This window comes from Curtobacterium flaccumfaciens pv. betae (assembly GCF_026241855.1).
Taxonomy (GTDB): Bacteria; Actinomycetota; Actinomycetes; order Actinomycetales; family Microbacteriaceae; genus Curtobacterium; species Curtobacterium flaccumfaciens.
Window position 1 is genome coordinate 148,472 of record NZ_JAPJDC010000001.1, and the last position, 22,204, is coordinate 170,675.

The window sequence follows — 22,204 nt, forward strand, 5'->3', positions numbered from 1 at the left end:
CGGTGTCTTGCGTGCGCCGACGCGCCAACCAGTGCGGCTCACACGGCCCAGCGCGCCGCCAGCTCGTCCATCAGGGCATCGAGCCGCTCGTCGACGACCTGCTCCTCGGGGTGTGCCTCGTACCAGGCGATGACCTCGCGCACACCCTGCCGGTAGGTGGTGCGCGGCCGGTACCACGGCACGAGCGACCGGACCTTGCTGTTGTCGAACACCGAGCTGTTCGCCTTGTCGCCGAGCAGCGCCGCGCCCCACTCAGCGTCCGCGGCGGCGATGGCATCCGCCGGCACGTGCACGATCCGCAGGTCCTCGACTCCGGCCGCCGCCGCGATCTCCTGCGCGATGGCGTTCCACGTCGGCGCCTCGTCGCTCGTGATCGTGAAGGGCTCACCGATCGCCTCGGCCCGGTCGAGCAGCCCCGTGAACCCGACCGCGAAGTCGCGGCTGTGCGTCAGGGTCCACAGCGAGGTGCCGTCGCCGGTGATGATGACCGGCTTGCCGGCGCGCATCCGAGCGACCGCGGTCCAGCCGCCGGTCAGCGGCAGCTTCGTCTCGTCGTAGGTGTGCGACGGCCGCACGATCGTCACCGGGAAGTCCTGCTCCCGGTACGCCTGCATCAGCAGCTCCTCGCACGCGATCTTGTCGCGCGAGTACTGCCAGTACGGGTTCTTCAGCGGCGTCGACTCCGTGATCGGCAGGTGCGTCGCCGGCGTCTGGTACGCCGAGGCCGAGCTGATGAACACGTACTGCCGCGTCCGCCCGGCGAAGAAGTCGACGTCGGCCTGCACCTGGTCCGGCGTGAAGGCGATCCAGTTCACGACCACGTCGAAGCGCTGGTCGCCGAGTGCGTCCGCCAGTGCGCTGCGGTCCGACACGTCGGCCTGGAGGCGCGTCACACCCTCCGGGATCGGCCTGCCCCCGGTGGTCCCCCGGTTGAGCACGGTGACGTCGAACCCCTGCTCGACGGCTTCCCGGACGCAGGCGGCGCTGATGACGCCGCTCCCGCCGATGAACAACACGCTCGCTCCGGTCATGGATGCTCCCTCGCTTCCGGCGGCACCGCTCCGTGCCGCAACCCTTTCGATCCTGCACCTACCCGTCGGGGCGGGCACGGAGCACGGCTTCGATCGACGTGGTGCCCTCAGCCCAGGATGCCGCGTGTGGACTGATCCAGCTGAGCAGTTCGAGTGCGAAGTCGTGGTCCCGCTGCAGGTTCCGCGCGTGGATGGGTTCGTGGTGCGCGGCGCGGTTCCGCACGAAGTGCAGCTGCTGGAGCCGTCGCGCCACCTCGCTCCGTCGGATCCGCAGGTTGTCCGGCCCGTGCGGAAAGGCTCGATGCAGGCCAGGAACCCAGAGCGACGTGTGGTAACGCGATTCCACGAGGTACCGCCAGAACCCGAAGCTGAGTTCCGCGATGACCCGTCCGTGCACTTCGGGACGACGACCTTCTCGACTCGCCCGTGCCCGTGCCTTGGCGAGGTCGGCACGCCCGCGGCTGTCGAGTGGTGCCATGTCGAACCAGGGTGGCCCGGCGCGGCTCGATGCCCACGCGCAGAGTTCACGGTCGAGCGCATTGCGAGCGAACACCTCGACGACGCCGGTGAGCTCCATGACCGCCGCCGCGGCTCGCATGTTCCACTCGTAGAGCCGCAGTGCTTCAGTCGACGACCCGGTCCGCCCTGCGTACGAACGGAGCCGTTCGGCTGTGATGAGCCGCTCGAGCTCGTCTTCCTGCATCCCGCCTCGCCTGCTACCGTTGTTCACGAAGACCCCGGAACGATCCCTGGCTCAGGCCACATCGCCGGGGTTTCGTCTTTTCCGATCGTCTCTGAAACATCAGCGTACAGGTGTGCACTCGCAGGCCGAGTGCTCCTGGGGGCGACGCGACTACCGTCACGGTTCGGGTCGCACCGACGCGCCCCACGACAGGAGTGACACGCACATGGAGTACCGCTACCTCGGCAACTCGGGCCTCAAGGTCTCCGAGATCACCTACGGCAACTGGCTCACCCACGCATCCCAGGTCGAGAACGACGCGGCGATCGCCTGCGTCAAGGCCGCCCTCGAGGTCGGCATCTCGACGTTCGACACCGCCGACGTCTACGCCAACACCGGCGCGGAGACGGTCCTCGGCGAAGCGCTCAAGGGGGAGCGGCGCCAGTCCCTCGAGATCGCCACGAAGGTGTTCGGGCCGACCGGTCCGAAGGGCCACAACGACACCGGGCTGTCCCGCAAGCACATCCTCGAGTCGATCGACGGCTCGCTGCAGCGGTTGCAGACGGACTACGTCGACCTGTACCAGGCACACCGCTACGACCACGAGACCCCGCTCGAAGAGACGATGCAGGCCTTCGCGGACATCGTGCGCCAGGGCAAGGTCCTGTACGTCGGCGTCAGCGAGTGGACCGCGGACCAGCTGCGTGCGGGTGCTGCGCTCGCGAAGGACCTCGGCTTCCAGCTCATCTCGAACCAGCCGCAGTACTCGGCGCTGTGGCAGGTCATCGAGGACGAGGTCGTCCCCACCTCGAAGGAACTTGGCATCTCGCAGATCGTCTGGTCCCCGATCGCCCAGGGGGTGCTCACCGGCAAGTACAAGCCGGGTCAGCCGCTGCCCGAGGGCTCCCGCGCGACCGACGACAAGGGCGGCGCGGACATGATCAAGCGGTTCATGCGCGACGAGGTGCTGTCCTCGGTGCAGGAGCTGCAGCCGGTTGCCGACGAGCTCAACCTGTCGATGGCGCAGCTCGCCGTCGCTTGGGTCCTGCAGAACGACAACGTCGCGAGCGCGATCATCGGGGCCTCGCGTCCGGAGCAGGTGCACGACAACGCGGGCGCTGCCGGCGTCACGATCCCCGCGGAGCTCATGTCGCGGATCGACGATGCCCTGGGCGCCGTGGTCGAGCGCGACCCCGCGAAGACGAACGACAGCAGCCCGAAGACGCGCGAGGCCTAGCCGCCGAAGCCGACGTGCGGAGGCGACCCGCGCCTCCAGGCCGTCGGCGACCCGGCGCGAACGCGAGCCGCACAACCGGAGTCACCCCGAACTGCGCTGCTGCGTGGTTCGGGGTGACTCCGGTTGTGCGCGGCGACCGACGCCACGCCGCTCAGACAACGGAAAAGGCCCCCTGCCGAAGCAGGGGGCCTTCACCGGTGGCTGGACACGGCATCGATCCGTGGACCTTTCGATTTTCAGTCGAACGCTCTACCAACTGAGCTATCCAGCCGTGGCGACCCTGACGGGACTTGAACCCGCGACCTCCGCCGTGACAGGGCGGCACGCTAACCAGCTGCGCTACAGGGCCATATTGAATTGCTGTGGTGTTGTTCAGTTCTACTTGCTCGCTCACTCAAGGAGTGACCCCAACGGGATTCGAACCCGTGCTGCCGCCGTGAAAGGGCGGTGTCCTAGGCCACTAAACGATAGGGCCGCAAGCAGTGCATCGCGCTACCGATGGACAAGCATACGGATGCCCCCCGGGTTTCACAAATCCGACCCCGTCAACCGTGCATCCCCGGCGTGTCGCGGCGTCAGCGCACGGGTCTCCGATGCTGTCGGTGCGAGCATCGTCGGCGGCCGCACCCCTCGTCCGAGGGGCTGTCGAGCCTGCGACCCGTGTTGTTACTGTTGCACCTGTTAACAGTGTTACGTGCGTGAGCCTTGCCGCGCTGTAACGAAATCGAGATACATGTCGACCTCCACTCCCTTCTCCCTCCGCACCCGCAGCCGCCTGATCGCCGCCGCGGTCGCCGTCGCGCTCACGGCCGGCACGCTCGCGGCCCTTGCCCCGACGTCGTCCGCCAGCGCTGCGAGCTACCCCAGCTGGGACGAGGTGCAGCAGGCGAAGTCGTCGACCAGCGCCCAGCAGGCCAAGGTCAGCGAGATCAAGTCGCTCATCTCGTCGCTGAAGAGCGAGGCGGCTGCCAAGCAGAAGACAGCCCAGGCCGCGGGCGAGGCGTACCAGGCGGCGCAGAGCAAGTACGACGAGGCGACGCTCAAGCAGAAGTCGCTGCAGTCCCAGGCCGACGAGGCCGAGCAGACCGCAGCGCGGTCCGAAGCGCAGGCCGGTCAGCTCGCCGCGCAGCTCGGTCGGGCCAGCGCCAACGACGTGACGACCGACATCCTCACGCACCCTTCGGACTCCGGTGACCTGCTCTACGAGCTCGGTGCCATGTCCAAGCTCAGCGAGCAGGCCGACGGCATCTACTCGCAGGCCTCGCAGGACCGCGGCACCGCCCAGGCCCAGGCCGACAAGGCGGACACTGCAAAAGCAGCCCTGGGCGACCTCGCCGACGCCGCACAGTCGAAGATGCAGCAGGCACAGGGCGCCGCCGACGCCGCACAGACCGCGGTGGACGCCCAGAACGACAACCAGTCCCGGCTCGAGGCGCAGCTGACCGCGCTCACCTCGAAGCAGCGCGGCGTCGAGGCTGACTACCGCAAGGGCGTCGCCGCCGAGAAGGCCCGCCAGGCTCGCCTCGCCGCAGCCGCAGCGAAGGCAGCGGCCAAGGCGGCGGCGACCAGCCAGGGCGGCACGGGCGGCGGCACCGCGAACGCGTCCGGCTGGGTCCGACCCGCCGGCGGGTACCAGACCAGTCCCTACGGCTACCGCGTCGACCCCTACACGCACGTCAGCGCCCTGCACGCCGGCGTCGACCTGGCCCCGGCCTGCTACGCCCCGATCTACGCGGCACACGACGGCACCGTCACCTTCGCCGGCAACGGTGGCGGGTACGGCAACGAGGTCATCCTCGACAACGGCGGCGGCATCTCCACCGCGTACGGCCACGTCGTCGACGGCGGGATCATGGTCACCGCCGGCCAGCACGTCACCGCGGGACAGCAGATCGCCAAGATCGGCTCGACCGGATGGTCGACCGGGTGCCACCTCCACTTCGAGACCCGGGTCAACGGCGCTGCCGTCGACCCGGTCCCCTTCATGGCAGCGCGGGGGATCTCGGTATGAGCATCAGCGCCACCGGAACGAGTCCTTCCACGTCATGACCACCTCCGCTCGCTCGTTCTCCTGCGGGATCGCGACCATCGCCGTGCTCGGCATCGGCCTGTCGGTCGTCATCGCCGGACCGGCCCAGGCCGCGCCCTCGGGTCCGTCCTGGGACGACGTCAAGGCCGCCAAGTCCGACGCGGCCGACGCCCAGCAGACGGTCGACGAGCTGAGCGACCGGCTCGGCACGCTGCAGGACGCCGCCGACCAGGCCGGTGTCGCCGAGCAGCAGGCCGGACAGGCGTACGCCCTGGCGGCGTCGCAGCAGCAGGAGGCCGAGGACACCCTCGCCGACCTGTCCGCGCAGTCGAAGCATGCGAAGGACCGGGCGGACGACTCGGCCGGCCAGGTCGCCGGGCTCGTGGTCGAGCTGTCCCGCACGGGCGGCGGTGACCTGTCGACGACGATGCTCATGGACTCGTCGGACTCGAAGGACCTGCTCTACCGCGTCGGCACGATGTCGCACCTGTCCGAGCGCTCCGCGACCGTCCTGGCCGAGGCACGCGCCGACCAGAAGACCGTCGAGTCCCTGGCGGCCCAGCAGTCCGCCGCCGAGAAGGCCCTGAGCAAGGCGACCGAGGCGACGAAGACCACCTTCGCGACGGCCAACGACGCGGCCGCAGGCGCCCAGGCGCGGGTGCAGAAGGAACAGGACCAGCAGGCCGAGGTCCTGCGCCAGCTCGCGTACCTGAAGGGCACGAGCGTCGCGACGGAGACCGCGTACTGGAGCGCGCAGCAGGCGAAGGCCGCCGCGGCCGCCATCGCCAAGCAGACGGGCGACGCCGGTACCGGGAACGCCACCGGCGGGGGCACGAGCGGCAGCGACACCGGCAACACCGGCAACACGGGCGGCACCGGCAGCACCGGTGGCGGGACCTCCACTCCGGCCGTCCCGAGCACGCCGTCCAAGCCGAGCACCCCGTCGAACCCCGGTACCCCCGCGAAGCCGAGCACCCCGAGCAAGCCGAGCACTCCCAGCACGCCGAGCAAGCCGGCACCCGCCCCTGCTCCCGCCCCGGCCCCTGCTCCGGCACCCGCCCCCGCACCGGCCCCGAGCAGCCCCTCGAAGGCCGCCGGCGCGATCTCCTACGCCCGAGGGCAGCTCGGCGAGGCGTACGTCCTCGGCGGCGCCGGCCCGACCACCTGGGACTGCTCCGGCCTCGTGATGATGGCCTACAGCTCGCAGGGCATCGCGACCGGTGGGCACAACGTCGTCTGGCAGTACAACTACTTCAAGTCGATCGGTCGCCTCGTCCCGCTGTCCCAGCGCCAGCCCGGCGACATCCTGTTCTACTCGTCGAACGGCACCGCCTCGGGGGCGTACCACGACTCGATCGTGACGAGCTACGGCACCATGGTCGAGGCGGCGCGCCCCGGCGTCGGCGTCGTCGAGCGCGCCATCTGGCTGCCGAACCAGCTCATGCCCTACGTCGCCCGCCCGAGCGGTTCCCTGTAGCCCGCTCCCGGTGTGCCCGTTCTTTCCCAGAGCGGCTGCGGTACCCAGCGAGATCGGGCGTACCTGCACGGATCAACGCACCAGGTACGCCCGTTTCCACCCGGTACGCCCCGCCCCGCCCCGCGCGACAGCAGCCCACCACGCACACAGAACGGCGCCCGCCCTCCGGAAGGAGAGCGGGCGCCGTTCGTCGTCAGGGGATCGTCAGTGCGAGCCGGGCACGTACGCGGCCTGACCGGCCTGCACGATGCGCTCGGCCTCGGCGGCGTCGCCCCAGCCCTCGGCCTTGACCCACTTGTTCGGCTCGAGGTCCTTGTAGCGCTCGAAGAAGTGCGCGATCTCGGCCTTCGTCTGCTCCGGCACGTCCGAGATGTCCTGGATGTGTGCCCAGCGCGGGTCCTTGGCGGGGACGACGAGGACCTTCTCGTCGATGCCGGCCTCGTCGCTCATCTTGAAGACGCCGACGGGGCGGACCTTGACGCCGACGCCGGGGAACGTCGGGAACTCGAGCAGCAGCAGCGCGTCCACGGGGTCACCGTCGTCGGCCAGGGTCTTCTCGAAGAACCCGTAGTCGGTGGGGTAGACGAACGAGGTGAACAGCACGCGGTCGAGGTAGACGCGACCGGTCTCGTGGTCCACCTCGTACTTGTTGCGGCTGCCCTTGGGGATCTCGACGACGACGTCGTACGCGGCCATGTTGCGCTCCTGTGTCTGCTTCGGGGACTGTCGTGTGTTGCGAAAGCGCGGCTAACGTTACCGGGTGAACTCTCCGCGTCCCCGGCTCGACCCCGCCGTCGCCGAGACCCGCCTGGCGGTCCGCGACCTGCTCGCCGCAGCCGTCGACGACGGCGTGGTCGCCGCAGGCGACCTGGTCCTCGTCGCACTGAGCGGCGGACCGGACTCCCTCGCCCTGGCGGCGGCCACCGCGTTCGAAGCGGGCAAGCAGGGTCTGCGGGCCGGGGCGGTGGTCGTCGACCACGCGCTCCAGGCGGGCTCCGAGGCGGTCGCGAGCCGCGCCTCCCGGCAGGCATCCGAGCTGGGACTCGACCCGGTGACGGTCCGCAGGGTCGCGGTCGGCTCCGACGGTGGCCCGGAAGGCGCCGCCCGGGAGGCCCGCCACGCGTCGATCGCCGAGGTCGCGGCCGCCACCGGGTCACCGCTGGTGCTGCTGGGCCACACCCTGGACGACCAGGCCGAGACGGTGCTGCTCGGCCTGCTGCGCGGCAGCGGGCCGGACAGCCTGTCCGGCATGCAGCCGCTCGCCCGACGCGACGGCGGCCCGGCGTACGGCCGGCCGCTCCTGTCGGTCCGGCGCCACGCGACCCGGCAGGCGTGCGCCGCAGCGGGGCTCGCGCCGTGGCACGACCCGCAGAACGACGACCCCGCGTACGCACGGGTGCGGGTGCGGAACACCCTGCTGCCGGTGCTCGAACGGGAGCTCGGTGCCGGGGTGCCCGAGGCCCTGGCCCGCACGGCCGACCAGCTGCGCGAGGACTCCGCGGCCCTCGACCACTTCGCCGAGGAGATCGCCGAGGACATCGCCGAGCACTCCGAGGCGGGCATCTCGCTGTCGGTGCGGGCGCTCGGGGCGAACCCGCCGGCGCTCCGGCAGCGACTCGTGCGCCTGGCGGTGGAGAGCGAGTTCGGGGTGACGCTGTCGCGCGTGCAGACGCTCGAGGTCTGCCGGCTGGTCACGGACTGGAGCGGACAGGGCCCGATCGACCTGCCGGGCGTCCGTGCCACGCGGACCGGCGACCGCATCGAGTTCAGCGCCGGTTAGGCTGGCGTGGTGGAACTCTCCGACGTCCAGGCAGACCTGTCCGAAGTGCTCTTCACCCCCGAGCAGATCGACGAGAAGCTCGCCGAGCTCGCGGCGGTCGTCGACGCCGACTACGCGGGCCGTGACCCGCTGCTCGTCGGGGTGCTCAAGGGTGCCGTCATGGTGATGGCGGACTTCTCGCGCCACCTCAAGATGCAGGCGCGGATGGACTGGATGGCGGTGTCGTCGTACGGCTCCGGCACGAAGTCCTCCGGTGTGGTGCGGATCCTCAAGGACCTCGACACCGACCTGCACGGCCGTGACGTCCTGATCGTCGAGGACATCATCGACTCCGGTCTGACCCTGTCGTGGCTCAAGCAGAACCTGCAGTCCCGCGGTGCCGCGAGCGTCGAGATCGTCGCCCTGCTGCGCAAGCCCGAGGCCGCCAAGGTCGAGGTCGACGTGAAGTACGTGGGCTTCGACATCCCCGACGCCTTCGTGGTCGGCTACGGCCTGGACTACGACGAGCGCTACCGCAACCTGCGCGGCGTCGGCGTCCTCGCTCCGCACGTCTACTCCTGACGGGCGGCCCGCCGCGCTCGGGCCGCACTCGGCCGACTCTGGCCCGGGGGTGAGTTCGCCCGCAGAGGACACCCATTCTCGCCACAGAATCGCGGCCGTATGCTGACCTGCACGCAACTTCGGCAGAGAAAGGTGTCGGGCACTCGCGCCCGGATCACATGAACTTCAAGCGCATCTTCCGCGGCCCGTACCTCTACGTGCTGATCGCGCTGGCGGGCATCTTCATCGGCTGGAGCGTCATCAGCCAGGGCAGCACGCAAGAGATCGACACCCAGAAGGGTCTCGAGCAGCTCTCCGATGACAAGGTCTCGTCCGCGACCATCAACTCCACCGAGCAGCGGGTCGACCTCGTCCTGAAGGACGGCGACAAGCAGGAGCAGTTCTACTACTCCACGCCCCGCGGCGAAGAAGTGGTGCAGGCGGTCAACGACGCCAACCTGCCCGACGGCTACAACGACCGTGTCGCCCAGGGCAACTGGTTCCTGTCGCTGCTCGGCATCCTGCTGCCGTTCCTGATCATCGGTGCCCTGTTCTGGTTCCTGCTCTCGAGCGCCCAGGGCGGCGGCTCGAAGGTCATGCAGTTCGGCAAGTCGAAGGCCAAGATCAACAACAAGGAGAACCCGCAGGTGTCGTTCGCCGACGTCGCGGGTGCCGACGAGGCGATCGAGGAACTGCACGAGATCAAGGAGTTCCTCAAGGAGCCCGCGAAGTTCCAGGCCGTCGGGGCGAAGATCCCGAAGGGCGTGCTGCTCTACGGCCCTCCCGGAACCGGCAAGACCCTGCTCGCCCGCGCCGTCGCGGGTGAAGCCGGCGTGCCGTTCTACTCGATCTCCGGTTCGGACTTCGTCGAGATGTTCGTCGGTGTCGGTGCGAGCCGTGTCCGTGACCTCTTCGAGCAGGCCAAGGCGAACTCGCCGGCCATCGTCTTCATCGACGAGATCGACGCCGTCGGTCGTCACCGTGGTGCCGGCATCGGCGGTGGCAACGACGAGCGCGAGCAGACGCTGAACCAGCTCCTCGTCGAGATGGACGGCTTCGACGGCAAGACGAACGTCATCCTCATCGCCGCGACGAACCGTCCCGACGTGCTCGACCCCGCGCTCCTGCGCCCCGGCCGTTTCGACCGCCAGATCGGCGTCGACGCTCCGGGTCTCGCCGGCCGCAAGCAGATCCTCGAGGTGCACGCGAAGGGCAAGCCGCTCGCCGCGAGCGTCGACCTCGAGCTGCTCGCCCGCAAGACGCCGGGCTTCACCGGTGCCGACCTGGCGAACGTCCTGAACGAGGCGGCCCTGCTGACCGCCCGCTCGAACGCGCAGCTCATCGACAACCGTGCCCTCGACGAGGCCGTCGACCGCGTGATGGCCGGCCCGCAGCGCCGGACCCGGATCATGTCCGACCAGGAACGCCTGATCACCGCGTACCACGAGGGCGGCCACGCCCTGGCGGCAGCGGCGATGCGGCACACCGACCCGGTCACGAAGATCACGATCCTGCCCCGCGGCCGTGCCCTCGGCTACACGATGGTGCTCCCGCTCGAGGACAAGTACTCGGTCACCCGCAACGAGCTCCTCGACCAGCTCACCTACGCCATGGGTGGTCGCGTCGCCGAGGAGATCGTGTTCCACGACCCGACCACCGGCGCCTCGAACGACATCGAGAAGGCCACCGGCACCGCCCGCAAGATGGTCACCGAGTACGGCATGAGCCAGGCCGTCGGGTCCGTCAAGCTCGGGTCCGGCTCGAGCGAGCCGTTCGTCGGCCGTGACATGAGCGGTGGCACCGGTCGCGACTACTCGGAGACCATCGCCCAGACGGTCGACGCCGAGACCCGCGCCCTGCTCGAGGCCGCGCACGACGAGGCCTACCAGGTGCTCAACGACAACCGCGACATCCTCGACCGCCTGGCCGGCGAGCTCCTCGAGAAGGAGACGCTCGACGCCCCGGAGCTCGTGGAGATCTTCAAGGACGTCCGCAAGCTGCCGGAGCGCCCGCAGTGGCTCTCCAGCGACAAGCGCCCGGTCAGCAACCTGCCCGCGATCGACGTGCCCGGCAAGGCCGCCTCGACCGCAGCGGACCCGTCGGACTCCGAGTCGACCTCGAAGACCCGTCGTCGCCCGTTCGGCAACCCGGGTATCGCCCCCGCGTAGGCCGGCATGACCGAGCTGCCGACGCGACGAGAGCGTCGACTCGCCGAGGTGAGTCGTGCCCGCGCCGCCGCCGCCGAACCGGCGACGGTCGCGATCGACCTCCGTGCACCCCAGCCGGTGCCGGAGGTCGTGACCGGCCGTCGCCGTGACCGCGGTGGCCCGGCCGAGGAACGCACCCGGGTGCTCGGCATCCTCAACGTCACCCCCGACTCGTTCAGCGACGGCGGGCTGCACCAGGCCTACGACGCCGCCGTGCAGCACGCACGTGACCTCGTCGCCGCCGGTGCGGACGTCATCGACGTCGGTGGGGAGTCCACCCGCCCCGGCTCCGAGCGCGTGCCCGTGCCGGTCGAGCAGGAACGTGTGCTGCCGGTCGTGCAGCAGCTCGTCGCCGAGGGCATCCCGGTCAGCGTCGACACCATGAACGCCGCGACGGCCGAACGTGCCGTCGACCTCGGTGCCGCGATCGTCAACGACGTCTCGGGCGGCCTCGCCGACCCGGACATGGCCCGGGTCGTGGCGTCGACGGGGGTCGGCTTCGTCGTCATGCACTGGCGCGGCCACAGCGACCGGATGTACCGCAACGCCGAGTACACCCACGCGGTCGAAGAGGTCCGGCGCGAGGTCGAACTCCGGGTCGCCGAACTCATCGTGCTCGGTGTCCGGCAGGAGCAGGTCGTGATCGACCCGGGCCTCGGGTTTGCCAAGCACGGCGTGCAGAACTGGGAGATCCTGGCCGGCTACGAGCGCTTCGCCTCGATCGGTCTGCCGGTGCTCGTCGCCGCCTCACGCAAGCGGTTCCTCGACGGTGTCGGGAGCCCCGAGGGCGCTCCACCCAGGGAGCGCGACCTCGCCACCGCCGCCATCAGCCTGCTCGCCGCCGAACGCGGCGCGTGGGGTGTGCGCGTGCACGACCCGGCACCGACCCGTGCCGTGCTCGACGTCTGGGACGCCTGGAGGGCAGCTCGATCGTGAACGACACCATCCGACTCACCGGGGTCCGCGCCCGCGGACACCACGGCGTCTTCGACCACGAGCGCGAGGACGGCCAGGACTTCGTCGTCGACGTCGCCGTGGAGCTCGACGCCCGTGCCGCCTCGGGCAGCGACGACCTCGACGCCACCGTGCACTACGGCGTCCTCGCCGAGCAGGTCGTGGCCGAGATCGAACGCGACCCGGTCGACCTGATCGAGACGCTGGCCGAACGCATCGCCGCGGCCGTGCTCACCCACCGTGCCGCACTGGCGACCGAGGTCACGGTGCACAAGCCGCAGGCCCCGATCACCGTGCCGTTCACCGACGTCTCGATCACCATCCGGCGCACCCGCGGCGCCACGGTGCCGGACGAGGAAGAAGAATGACCCACCGGGTCGTCGTCGCCCTCGGAGCGAACCTCGGCGACCGGGGGAGCACGCTCCGCGCCGCCGCCACCGCGATCGCCGCCCTGCCCGGGGTCGAGCCCGTGGCCTCGAGCCGCGAGGTCGAGTCGGTCGCCGTGACCCTCAACGGCCTCGACACGTCGAAGCCCCGCTACCGGAACGCCGTCGTGGTCGTCGACACCGACCTCGAGCCGCAGGCCTTCCTCGACGCCCTGCACGGCATCGAGGACGCCCACGGCCGCACGCGCGAGGTCCGGTGGGGCGACCGCACCCTCGACCTCGACATCGTCGCGGTGGACGACCTGCGGATCGCCACGGACACCCTGGTCGTGCCGCACCCCCGGGCAGCGGAGCGCGCGTTCGTGCTCGCCCCGTGGCTCGACGCCGACCCCGAGGCCGTCCTGCCCGGTGCCGGACCGGTGGCCGACCTGCTCACCGCCGTGGGGGACGACACCGAGCGCGTCGACGAGCCGCGCCTGTTCGCGGAGCCGGCACGGGCCTCCCGGCCGGCGGGGAGCGCGACCAGCGCATGAAGCCCACCCGTGCCTCCACGCTGATCAGCATCGCCGTCGTGACGGTGGTAGCCGGTTTCGCGGTCGACGCCGTCCTGGCGTCGCGCCAGCTGCCGACCTTCCTGTTCTCGATCCCGCTCGGCATCACGCTCGCCTTCATCGGCATCGCCGTCGTGCTCATGGCGCGCCCGGTGCGCCGGCACGCGCGCGACGGCGCCGGACGCCAGCGGCCGGTCGACCCGCTCTACGCGACGAGGGTCGTCGTGCTCGCGAAGGCGTCCAGCATCTGCGGGACGCTGCTCGGCGGGTTCGCCCTCGGCCTCGTGCTGTACCTGCTGACCCGTTCCGCGACGCCTTCGCTAGGCTCGACCCTGCCGAACGTGATCGCCGTCGGGGGCGGGATCGTCCTGACGGTCTGCGCACTCGTGGCGGAGCGCATGTGCATCGCACCTCCGGGTGACGACGACGACCGTGACGATCCCCGCAACGGTTCGACGACGGTGAACTGACCGAGCAACCCCAGGAGGCCCGCGATGCCGCGTGAACGACTCGACGAGCCCGGCCTCGGCCTCGGTGGGATCGCCTGGCAGCGGGTGTCCGCGAAGCTCGTGTGGACCGAACTCATCACCACGCTCGTGATCGGTGTCGTGCTCACCGCGGGCTGCGTGCTCATCGGGATCGTCACCGACGGCTTCGGTTCCGGGGCCGGCACCGTGTGGCTCACCATCGGCATCGTCGTCGCGGTCACCACGGCGATCACCGCTGCGCTCACGCCCCGACGGGTCCGGGCCATCGGCTACGCGCTCCGCGACGACGACCTGGTCGTGCGCCGTGGCCTCATGTGGCAGCGGCTCACGGCGGTCCCGTACGGCCGGATGCAGCTCGTCGACGTCGCCCGGGGCCCGCTCGACCGGGTGCTCGGCATGAGCGAGCTGAAGTTCGTCACCGCCGCGGCCGCGACGAACGTCCGGATCCCGGGTGTCCCGGCAGCGGACGCCGACGAGCTGCGCGACCGCCTCGTCGAGCTCGCCGAGTCCCGTCGCGCCGGACTGTAGGGGTCGTCCGTGACCTTCCGACCGGGCACCCCGCCACCCGCTCCACCCGCGCCGCCCACCCGGGGCAACGCGGCCGCCGCTGCGCCCCTGACCGACGGCGAGTGGCACCGCCTGCACCCGCTCACCCCGCTGCTCAAGGGCGGGATCTTCCTCATCGTCATCCTCGGCTACGTGCTGAACAGCCTGCGTGACCAGCTCGTCGAGTTCTTCATCCCGGGCGAGCAGCAGGAGGACGGTGACCCGGTCCGGTACGTGTACGAGCACGGCGTCGTCGGCTGGGTCCTGCTCGGCATCGTGGTGCTGCTCGTGGTGCTGATCGGGTTGTTCTACCTGTCCTGGCGCATGCACGAGTTCCGCGTCACCGGCGAGATCGTCGAGGTGCGCTCGGGCGTGCTGTTCCGGAACCACCGCAAGGCCCGGCTCGACCGGATCCAGGGCATCAACATCCAGCGGCCGCTCGTGCCCCGGGTGTTCGGCACCGCCAAGCTCGAGATCGCGCAGGCCGGCAACGACGCCAACGTGCAGCTCGCCTACCTCGGGGCCCGTGCCGCCGACGACCTGCGGCAGCGGATCCTGGTGCTCGCGTCCGGCGCGAAGGACGACGACGGCCACGGCGGTCCGTCGCGGCAGTCGCACGGAGCACTGCAGGACCGCGTCGACGAGATGTTCTCGCCCGAGCTCGACCCGGCAGCCGTGCACGCGACCCGCATCGTCAAGGTGCGCCCGGGTCGCCTCATCGCGTCGATGCTGCTGTCCGGCACGACGCTGTTCCTGCTGCTGGTCATCGCCGGCATGATCGTCAGCGTCGCCCTCACCGGCGAGTTCGCGGTGCTGTTCGGGCTGTTCCCCGCCGTGCTCGGTGCCGGTGGCTACTACGTCCGCAAGTTCTCCCGTTCGTTGCAGTACACGATCGCCGAGACCCGCGACGGCATCCGGATCGGCTTCGGGCTGGTCTCGACGTCGAACGAGACGCTGCCGCCCGGCCGCATCCACGCCGTCAGCGTCGCCCAGCCGCTGCTGTGGCGTCCGTTCGGCTGGTGGGACATCCGCATCAACCGTGCGACGAGCGCCGGCAACGGAGCGTCGAGCAACCAGCAGGTGTCCTCGATCGTGCTGCCCGTGGGCACCACGGCGGACGTCCGCGAGGTCCTCGACATCATCCTGCCCGGGCTCGTCGGCACCGTCGTCGCCGGCCCCGAGGCGTCGCAGGAAGCCCTGCGCGAAGGGGCTGCCGAAGCCGTGGACGTCGTCGACGACAGCCTCACCACCTCGGGCGACCGTGGCGGCTTCGTGCACTCCCCACGACGCGGCGCCTGGCTCCGTCCGTTCGCGTTCCGGCGCAACGGCTACCGGTTCGTGCAGGGCGCGGTGCTGCTGCGGCTCGGTGCCGTCTGGCGGTCGCTCGTCATCGTGCCGCTGCCCCGGGTGCAGAGCGTCAAGGTCGAGCAGGGTCCCCTCGAGCGTGCCCTGCGGCTCGCAGCCGTCCACGTCCACACCGTGGCCGGTCCGGTCTCGGCCCGCGTCGGTGCGCTCGACGCGCGTGACGCGCAGCGCCTGTGGTCGGAGACGACGCAGCGTGCCGTCGAGGCGGCCGCGGTCGACACGACGCACCGCTGGCGCGAACGGGAGGCCCGTCCCGCGGCCGCCAGGCACGCTGCGGCCGACACCGTGCCCGGGTCCGGAGCCCCTGCCGGACCGACGGCGGACCACCGGCCCGGTGCCGTCCCCGCCGGCTGGGGCGACGTCCCCCCGATCGGAGCCGCACGATGAGGGCCGGGCGCCTCGGGGTCGGCATCGTCGGCGCCGGACGGGTCGGACCCGTCCTCGGAGCGGCCCTGGCGAACGCGGAGCACGCCGTCGTCGGGGTGACCGCCGTGTCCGACGAGAGCCGTGACCGCGCCGAGGCCATGCTGCCGGGCGCCCCGGTGCTCGCGACGCCGGACCTGGTCGAGCGGAGCGAACTCGTGCTGCTCGCGGTGCCGGACGACCAGCTCGCCTCGCTCGTGCAGGGGCTGGCGGACGCCGGGATCTGGCAGCCGGGGCAGCTCGTCGTGCACACCAGTCCGGACCACGGCGTCGGCATCCTCGCCCCGGCGATGGCAGCCGGTGCGATCCCGCTGGCGATCCACCCCGCCATGGCCTTCACGGGCACGAGCGTCGACCTGTCCCGGCTGCGCGACGCGTACTGCGCGGTGACCGCCCCGGCGCCCGTCCTGCCGATCGCGCAGGCGCTCGTGGTCGAGATGGGCGCCGAACCGTTCGTCGTGGCCGAGGGCGACCGGCCCGCGTACGCCGATGCGGTGCGGGCCGCCGTGAGCTTCTCGACCGCGATCGTCGACCAGTCGGCGGGCACCCTGTCCGGCATCGGCGTCGAACACCCGGGTCGTGTCCTCGGTGCGCTCGTCCGCTCCGCCGTCGACAACGCGCTGACCGCCGCCGACGGGCAGTCGACGCTCTAGCGGTTCGGAGGCGGGACCGCGGCGCGGGGAGGACGTCGGGGCCGGGTGGAAGTCGGGGCCGGGCGCTCGAGTGGTCACGACTCCCCGCTCAGTTCGCCCGAGTGGTCACGACCTGTCGGTTGCGCGTGCTCGAGCTGACAGATCGTGACCGGTGGGCGTGGTGCGGGCGGGGAGTTGTGACCGCGGTCTCGGCTCCTGTTTCGGCGAGCTCGGCGACTCCGGGTGGTCACGACTCCCCGCTCAGTTCGCCCGAGTGGTCACGACCTGTCGGTTGCGCGTGCTCGAGCTGACGGATCGTGACCGGTGGGCGTGGTGCGGGCGGGGAGTTGTGACCGCGGTCTCGGCTCCGACAGCCTGGCAGCCCCGCCGCCCGGCAGCCCGTGGTGGTCGGGACCCACCGCTCAGTTCTGCCGAGGAGGCGGGAACTGTCGGCCGGGCGGGCACGGTTCGGGGGCGGGACCGCGGCGCGGGTAGCATTTCCCCCGACCCCCACGACCATCGGAGCCGCACCCGCATGACCGACGAGACCGTCACCCCCGACACCGCGATCGCCGACGCCGCCGCACTGGCCGAGCAGGAGACCAGCGAGCAGCGACAGGTCCGGCTCGACAAGCGGGCGAAGCTGCTGGAGTCGGGCATCGAGGCGTACCCCGCCGAGCTCCCCATCACCTCGACGATCCCGGCCGTGCGCGAGCAGTACGCGCACCTGGAGACCGGCGAGGAGACCCAGGACGTCGTGGGCATCGCGGGTCGTGTGGTGTTCTCGCGCAACACCGGCAAGCTCTGCTTCGCGTCCCTGCAGTCGGGCGACGGCTCGCGCATCCAGGCGATGGTCTCCCTGGCCGAGGTGGGCGACGAGTCCCTCGCCCGCTGGAAGGAGTTCGTCGACCTGGGCGACCACGTGTTCGTGCACGGCCGGGTGATCTCCTCGCGCCGCGGCGAGCTGTCGATCATGGTCGACGACTGGGCGATCGCGGCGAAGGCGATCCTGCCGCTGCCGAACCTGCACAACGAGCTCAACGAGGAGACGCGGGTCCGCCAGCGCTACCTCGACCTCATCGTCCGCGACGAGGCCCGCGCCACCGTGCGTGCCCGCGCTGCCGTGATGGCCTCGCTCCGTCAGACCTTCGCCGCGCACGAGTACCTCGAGGTCGAGACCCCGATGCTGCAGACCCAGCACGGCGGCGCCTCGGCCCGACCGTTCGTGACGCACTCGAACGCCTTCGACACCGAGCTGTTCCTGCGCATCGCACCCGAGCTGTTCCTGAAGCGTGCCGTCGTCGGTGGTATCGACCGGGTGTTCGAGATCAACCGGAACTTCCGGAACGAGGGCGCCGACTCGTCGCACTCGCCCGAGTTCGCGATGGTCGAGGCCTACCAGGCGTACGGCAACTACGAGCAGATGGCCGACCTGACGCAGGAGCTCGTGCAGAACGCGACCCGCGCGGTCACCGGTGGAGCGCGCGAGGTCACCCTGCCCGACGGCAGCACCTACGACCTGGGTGGCGAGTGGCCCCGCATCGACATGTACGGCTCGCTGTCCGAGGCCGCGGGGCGCGAGATCACCCCGGAGACCCCGCTGTCCGAGCTGCAGGCGCTCGCCGAGGCCGAGGGCGTCGAGGTCGCCCACGCCACGCACGGCAAGTACGTCGAGGAGCTCTGGGAGCACTTCGTCATCGACTCGCTCGACCGCCCGACCTTCGTGATGAACTTCCCGGTCGACACCTCGCCGCTCACCCGGCAGCACCGCACCCGTCCGGGCGTCGTCGAGAAGTGGGACCTGTACGTCCGCGGCTTCGAGCTCGGCACGGCGTACTCCGAGCTCGTCGACCCGGTCGTGCAGCGGGAGCGGTTCGTCGAGCAGGCGAAGCTCGCGGCCGGCGGTGACCTCGAGGCGATGCGCGTCGATGAGGACTTCCTGCGGGCCCTGGAGCACGCGATGCCCCCGTCGGGCGGCATGGGCATGGGGATCGACCGCCTGCTCATGGCCATCACGGGCCTGGGCATCCGCGAGACGATCCTGTTCCCGCTGGTCAAATAGCTCCCGGTCCACCGGGGTACGATGCTCGGGTGCCTGAAGGAGTCGTAAGCGGGATCGTCTTCGCCCTGACGCCGACCATCGTCGTCGGCCTGATCTTCTGGTTCGTGATGCGCGCGATCATGCGTGCCGACCGGACCGAGCGTGCCGCGTACGCCAAGGTCGAGGCCGAAGAGCGCGCCCGCTTCGAACGTGAGCACGGTCGCCCCGCGCCGGCTCCGACGTCGGCCGAGTAGCCGCAGCCGCAGCCGCAGCCGCAGCACCCTGCACCCCGCGCACTGTCCGGCGCGCACGTCCTTTCGCTGACTTCACCCGGCGTTCACCGCACGGTGTGACGCTGTCGCGCATGCCGACCTTCCCGGAACCCGTCGAGGACCTCGACGACCTCGACGTGGAGGACGCCTTCGGGCACCCGGTGTCCGGTACGTCCGGCCTGCCCGACGGTGCCGATCGAACCGACCGCGGAGCCGACGGCGCACCCCTCGACGACGAGGGCGACGTCGACGACCTCGACGTCTGAGCGCCGACGGACCGTCACGCACCGTTCACCTCTCCGACGCGTGCCGGGGTGAGCATCGTCCGCATGGCAACCACCGCACATCCCTTCACGGGCCGCAGCCTCGTCGGTGACATCGAGAGCGAGTACGACGAGTTCGACCGAGACGCAGACCTCGAGGTCTCCAAGCGCCGGGACGGGTGGCTCGAACCCTCCTGGTGACCCCCACCCATTCGGTATTCGGGGTACGACGACCAGATCGCACTGATCCGGTCGGACGTACCCCTTTTGCATGTCCGGAGTACGCAGTCGCCTGGGGTACACGATCGGAAACGCTGGTGAAACACGCCTGCAACGCCGGAAACACGGCGTTATCCGCTTGATCCAGGGCCGATTGGGGGACCAGACTGGCGGTGGGCTGTACCCCGCGGGGGACGCTTTCGATGACGAAGCACGGAGAACCCTGAGAATCGCTCCGAACGATTTGTGGGGTACACCTCCGGGCCGCTTTACTCATCAGCACCCCCCGGCAACGCCCCACGAAGCCATCACCGTCGAACGCAGGGAGAAACACCATGACGATCGCAACGGCTGCACCCAGCACCACCCGCCGCACCGCCACCAAGAAGGCATCGGCATCGAAGACCGCGACCGCCGAGTCCGCCACCACCTCCCTCGACACCGAGGTCGAGGCCGACGAGCAGCTCGCCGGTGTCCGCGGTGCCTCGGTCGACCAGGTCGGCGACTACCTCCGTCACATCGGCCGTCTCTCGCTCCTCACCGCCGAGGAAGAAGCGCAGATCGCACGCCGCATCGAGGTCGGGCTCTTCGCCGAAGAGAAGCTCGCCACCGAGAAGGGTCTCGCGAAGTCCCTGCAGCGTGAACTCCGCTGGCTCGTCCGTGACGGTGAGCGCGCCAAGGAGCGCATGATCACCTCGAACCTCCGCCTCGTCGTGAGCATCGCCAAGCGGTACTCGCAGCGCGGCCTGCCCTTCATGGACGTCATCCAGGAAGGCAACCTCGGCCTGGTCCGTGCGGTCGAGAAGTTCGACTTCACGCAGGGCTACAAGTTCTCGACCTACGCCACCTGGTGGATCCGCCAGGCCATCTCGCGTGGTCTCGCCGACAAGGCACGCACGATCCGCATCCCGGTGCACACCGTCGAGCTCATCAACAAGATCTCGCGCACCGAGCGTGACCTGACCGTCGACCTCGGCCGTGCGCCGATGCCGGAGGAAGTGGCCGCCGAGCTGAGCATGAGCGTCGAGGAACTCGTTGACCTCAAGGGCCGCTCGCACGAGCCGGTCTCGATCCACACTGTGGTCGGCGACTCCGACGACAGCGAGCTCGGTGACTTCATCGAGGACGAGGATGCCGCGAGCCCGAACGAGCTCACCGAGACGACACTGCTGCACCGCGACATCCGCTCCATCGTCGCCGAGCTGCCCAGCGACGAGGCGAACGTCATCCGCATGCGCTACGGCCTGGACGACGACAAGCCGATGACCCTCGACGAGATCTCGAAGATCGTCCACACGACCCGTCAGGCCGTCAGCCGCGTGGAGTCGCGCGCGAAGCTGCGTCTGTTCGCCAAGGCGGTCTCGCAGGACATGCAGCTGTACCTGACCGACTAGGTCAGTGGACTTCGGCCGGCACGTTCACCCGTGCCGGCGCGGGGAAACCGGGTCGTTCTGTGGGAAGACGATCCGGTGGGGTGATGGGACGGCCCGCTCGAGCACTGCTCGAGCGGGCCATTCACGTTCCCGGGGCAGGGCCAGGACCAGGACCAGGACCAGGACCGGGGCCAGGGCCAGGGCCAGCACCGACGCGGCGTCAGTCGTCGATCTCGCGCCGGAGCTTCTGCCGCAGGTCGCTCGGGATGAGCTCGACCAGCTGGTCGGGCCGCACCGGCAGGTCGAGCAGGCTGAGCTTCACACGTCCGGTCCGTCCGTGCCGCTCGGCGTCCAGGCGCACCACGCTGCCGGCGTCCTTGCGGAGCCGCATGTCGATCTGCGCCCCGGTGGCCACCTCGCCGACCACGAGCCCGTCGACCTCGAGCGCTGCGCTCCTGGTGCCCTCGGCGATGTCGAACCGGTAGCGCTCCCGCGCGGCGAGCACCACGGAGCGGTCGATCCCGGCCATCGGTGCGACCGGCGTCACCACGGAGCCGGACAGCGCGGGGGAGAGCACCGGCCCACCGGCGGCGTAGTTGTACGCGGTGGAGCCGGCCGGGGTCGCGGCCACGATGGCGTCGGCCCGGTAGTACCCGTACCCGAGGCCCCCGACGCTGAGGTCGGCCGACACCTGCCCGGCACCGGGCCGTCGCACGATGGTCAGGTCGTTGAAGGCCAGGTAGTCGGTGCGGGCGCCGCCCCAGGACAACCGGGCCTCGAGCGCGTGGTGCGGCTCGAGCTGGTACTCGCCGGCGGACAGCCGTTCCAGCGCGCTCTCGAGCTCGGGCGGCTCGATCTCGACCAGGAACCCGACGTTGCCGTAGTTCACGCCGAGGACGGGCACCGGGCGCTTCGCCACGAGCCGCATCGCGCCGAGCATGGTGCCGTCGCCGCCGAGGGCCACGACCAGGTCGACGCGGTCGGTGAAGTCGTCGTCGTCGACCACGTCGACCCCGCCGCCGATGCGCTGGGCGTCCGCGCGCCGGGCGAGCAGCTCTCCCTGGCCGGACGCGTTCCAGCGCTGCAGGGTCGTCACGGACTCCTGCACGTTCTTGGTCGGGTGGACGACGAGGCCGACGACGGGCTGCTCCATGAGCGGATCGTACCGAGCCGACCTCCGATGCGGGCTGGTCGTTCGCGAAGGTATGCGATATTCTGAATACATGCAGACCGCTCAACTCTCCGTCGCCCTCCCTTCCGTCCGGCACGGCCGCGAGATCGTGCTGCTCGCCGACCTCGAATCCCACGAGTCCGGCTTCGGCTTCGTCGACGCCGAACACCTGCTGCTGGCAGCCGTCACGCTCTGCGCCGGCATGCCCCGCTTCCGGCCCGTCCTCGACGCCCACCGGATCACCCCCGACGCCGTCCGCTCCGGCATCCGCGCCTTCGTCGGCGCACACAGCACCTGCCCCGGCGAACACGACCGCGTCGCGTGCACGCCGGCTGCGATGCGCGTGCTCGCCCGTGCCTCGACGATCGCCGGCCGTTCGGAGCGCATCCGACCGCCGCACGTCGTCCTCGCCGTGCTCGACTCGGTCGACGATCCGCTCGCCGGATCCGGGCACGACGTCCTCGACGCCCTGGGCGTCGACGCGCGCCGCTTCCGACGCGACCTGCGTCGCGCGGTGCGGCGCTCCTGACCCGGCGC

At 70.6% G+C, this 22,204-nt stretch carries 23 protein-coding genes and 3 tRNA genes; 19 read left to right on the forward strand and 7 right to left on the reverse strand.

All coding sequences use genetic code 11. The annotated features are described in order from the left end of the window. Positions 1-38: 38 nt before the first annotated feature. Together ORG17_RS00735 and ORG17_RS00740 are read right to left on the reverse strand one after the other, a co-directional pair. Positions 39-1,031 carry an NAD-dependent epimerase/dehydratase family protein gene (locus ORG17_RS00735; protein ID WP_214527246.1) on the reverse strand — a complete coding sequence of 331 codons (993 nt, stop codon included), beginning with the start codon at positions 1,029-1,031 and terminating at the stop codon, positions 39-41. A 58-nt stretch (positions 1,032-1,089) separates the two neighbouring features. Next, positions 1,090-1,734: a hypothetical protein gene (locus tag ORG17_RS00740; RefSeq protein WP_214527244.1), complete on the reverse strand. Its 645-nt coding sequence runs from the start codon at positions 1,732-1,734 to the stop codon at positions 1,090-1,092. 205 nt (positions 1,735-1,939) lie between these two features. Here ORG17_RS00740 and ORG17_RS00745 point away from each other — a divergent pair, with 205 nt between their 5' ends. Further along, positions 1,940-2,950 (forward strand): aldo/keto reductase family protein, encoded by a 1,011-nt coding sequence (locus ORG17_RS00745; protein ID WP_214527243.1) that lies wholly within the window; start codon positions 1,940-1,942, stop codon positions 2,948-2,950. 198 nt (positions 2,951-3,148) lie between these two features. On the opposite strand, the gene ORG17_RS00750 is transcribed toward ORG17_RS00745, so the two are convergent. From ORG17_RS00750 to ORG17_RS00760, 3 genes are all read right to left on the reverse strand, one after another. Beyond that, a tRNA-Phe gene (locus ORG17_RS00750) sits at positions 3,149-3,221 on the reverse strand. A 1-nt stretch (position 3,222) separates the two neighbouring features. Then, positions 3,223-3,299, reverse strand: a tRNA-Asp gene (locus tag ORG17_RS00755). A 53-nt stretch (positions 3,300-3,352) separates the two neighbouring features. Then, positions 3,353-3,425 (reverse strand) — tRNA-Glu (locus ORG17_RS00760). Between the two features lie 258 nt (positions 3,426-3,683). Here ORG17_RS00760 and ORG17_RS00765 point away from each other — a divergent pair. Together ORG17_RS00765 and ORG17_RS00770 are read left to right on the forward strand one after the other, a co-directional pair. Further along, on the forward strand, positions 3,684-4,961 hold the full coding sequence (locus ORG17_RS00765) for a M23 family metallopeptidase (protein ID WP_214527241.1): 1,278 nt from the start codon (positions 3,684-3,686) through the stop codon (positions 4,959-4,961). A gap of 34 nt (positions 4,962-4,995) precedes the next feature. Continuing rightward, complete coding sequence (locus ORG17_RS00770) at positions 4,996-6,456, forward strand: C40 family peptidase (RefSeq protein ID WP_214527239.1); 1,461 nt, start codon at positions 4,996-4,998, stop codon at positions 6,454-6,456. Between the two features lie 204 nt (positions 6,457-6,660). On the opposite strand, the gene ORG17_RS00775 is transcribed toward ORG17_RS00770, so the two are convergent. Next, a complete protein-coding gene (locus ORG17_RS00775; RefSeq protein WP_214527238.1) occupies positions 6,661-7,152 on the reverse strand; it encodes an inorganic diphosphatase in 492 nt (163 codons plus the stop codon). A 64-nt stretch (positions 7,153-7,216) separates the two neighbouring features. On the opposite strand from ORG17_RS00775, the gene tilS reads away from it, so the two are divergent. The 15 genes from tilS to ORG17_RS00850 all read left to right on the forward strand — a co-directional run bounded on the left by tilS (position 7,217) and on the right by ORG17_RS00850 (position 20,517). Continuing rightward, on the forward strand, positions 7,217-8,236 hold the full coding sequence (gene tilS, locus ORG17_RS00780; protein WP_214527237.1) for a tRNA lysidine(34) synthetase TilS: 1,020 nt from the start codon (positions 7,217-7,219) through the stop codon (positions 8,234-8,236). A gap of 9 nt (positions 8,237-8,245) precedes the next feature. Then, the gene (gene hpt, locus ORG17_RS00785) at positions 8,246-8,797 is read left to right on the forward strand and encodes a hypoxanthine phosphoribosyltransferase (RefSeq protein ID WP_017887686.1); all 552 of its coding nucleotides are present in this window, start codon (positions 8,246-8,248) and stop codon (positions 8,795-8,797) included. Between the two features lie 158 nt (positions 8,798-8,955). Continuing rightward, positions 8,956-10,944, forward strand: a complete 1,989-nt coding sequence (gene ftsH, locus ORG17_RS00790) for an ATP-dependent zinc metalloprotease FtsH (protein WP_027467057.1) — start codon at positions 8,956-8,958, stop codon at positions 10,942-10,944. A 6-nt stretch (positions 10,945-10,950) separates the two neighbouring features. After that, positions 10,951-11,919, forward strand: a complete 969-nt coding sequence (gene folP, locus ORG17_RS00795; protein ID WP_173032459.1) for a dihydropteroate synthase — start codon at positions 10,951-10,953, stop codon at positions 11,917-11,919. Next, positions 11,916-12,305 (forward strand): dihydroneopterin aldolase, encoded by a 390-nt coding sequence (folB, locus tag ORG17_RS00800; RefSeq protein ID WP_027467059.1) that lies wholly within the window; start codon positions 11,916-11,918, stop codon positions 12,303-12,305. The genes folP and folB overlap by 4 nt, the downstream gene beginning before the upstream one ends. Continuing rightward, the gene (folK, locus tag ORG17_RS00805) at positions 12,302-12,856 is read left to right on the forward strand and encodes a 2-amino-4-hydroxy-6-hydroxymethyldihydropteridine diphosphokinase (protein WP_214527235.1); all 555 of its coding nucleotides are present in this window, start codon (positions 12,302-12,304) and stop codon (positions 12,854-12,856) included. The genes folB and folK overlap by 4 nt, the downstream gene beginning before the upstream one ends. Beyond that, entirely contained in the window at positions 12,853-13,344 is a 492-nt protein-coding gene (locus tag ORG17_RS00810) for a DUF3180 domain-containing protein (RefSeq protein ID WP_214521767.1), read from the forward strand. The genes folK and ORG17_RS00810 overlap by 4 nt, the downstream gene beginning before the upstream one ends. 24 nt (positions 13,345-13,368) lie before the next feature. After that, the gene (locus tag ORG17_RS00815; protein WP_214527232.1) at positions 13,369-13,890 is read left to right on the forward strand and encodes a PH domain-containing protein; all 522 of its coding nucleotides are present in this window, start codon (positions 13,369-13,371) and stop codon (positions 13,888-13,890) included. A 9-nt stretch (positions 13,891-13,899) separates the two neighbouring features. Beyond that, positions 13,900-15,660, forward strand: a complete 1,761-nt coding sequence (locus ORG17_RS00820) for a PH domain-containing protein (RefSeq protein ID WP_214527230.1) — start codon at positions 13,900-13,902, stop codon at positions 15,658-15,660. Beyond that, complete coding sequence (locus tag ORG17_RS00825) at positions 15,657-16,349, forward strand: Rossmann-like and DUF2520 domain-containing protein (RefSeq protein ID WP_035809347.1); 693 nt, start codon at positions 15,657-15,659, stop codon at positions 16,347-16,349. Before ORG17_RS00820 ends, ORG17_RS00825 begins: the two co-directional genes overlap by 4 nt. A gap of 514 nt (positions 16,350-16,863) precedes the next feature. Beyond that, positions 16,864-18,390 carry a lysine--tRNA ligase gene (gene lysS / locus ORG17_RS00830; RefSeq protein WP_301630773.1) on the forward strand — a complete coding sequence of 509 codons (1,527 nt, stop codon included), beginning with the start codon at positions 16,864-16,866 and terminating at the stop codon, positions 18,388-18,390. Between the two features lie 29 nt (positions 18,391-18,419). Beyond that, the gene (locus tag ORG17_RS00835) at positions 18,420-18,623 is read left to right on the forward strand and encodes a hypothetical protein (protein ID WP_071245264.1); all 204 of its coding nucleotides are present in this window, start codon (positions 18,420-18,422) and stop codon (positions 18,621-18,623) included. A 110-nt stretch (positions 18,624-18,733) separates the two neighbouring features. Continuing rightward, positions 18,734-18,907 (forward strand): hypothetical protein, encoded by a 174-nt coding sequence (locus ORG17_RS00840; protein ID WP_155896920.1) that lies wholly within the window; start codon positions 18,734-18,736, stop codon positions 18,905-18,907. 63 nt (positions 18,908-18,970) lie between these two features. Continuing rightward, complete coding sequence (locus ORG17_RS00845) at positions 18,971-19,105, forward strand: hypothetical protein (RefSeq protein WP_258320880.1); 135 nt, start codon at positions 18,971-18,973, stop codon at positions 19,103-19,105. Positions 19,106-19,458: 353 nt separating this feature from the next. After that, positions 19,459-20,517, forward strand: a complete 1,059-nt coding sequence (locus ORG17_RS00850; RefSeq protein WP_214527226.1) for a sigma-70 family RNA polymerase sigma factor — start codon at positions 19,459-19,461, stop codon at positions 20,515-20,517. 199 nt (positions 20,518-20,716) lie between these two features. Here ORG17_RS00850 and ORG17_RS00855 read toward each other — a convergent pair whose 3' ends face one another. Further along, positions 20,717-21,649 (reverse strand): NAD(+)/NADH kinase, encoded by a 933-nt coding sequence (locus tag ORG17_RS00855; protein ID WP_027467066.1) that lies wholly within the window; start codon positions 21,647-21,649, stop codon positions 20,717-20,719. A 70-nt stretch (positions 21,650-21,719) separates the two neighbouring features. Between ORG17_RS00855 and ORG17_RS00860 the strand changes: the two genes are divergently transcribed. Next, positions 21,720-22,196 carry a Clp protease N-terminal domain-containing protein gene (locus ORG17_RS00860; RefSeq protein ID WP_214527225.1) on the forward strand — a complete coding sequence of 159 codons (477 nt, stop codon included), beginning with the start codon at positions 21,720-21,722 and terminating at the stop codon, positions 22,194-22,196. The last annotated feature ends 8 nt before the right edge of the window (positions 22,197-22,204 follow it).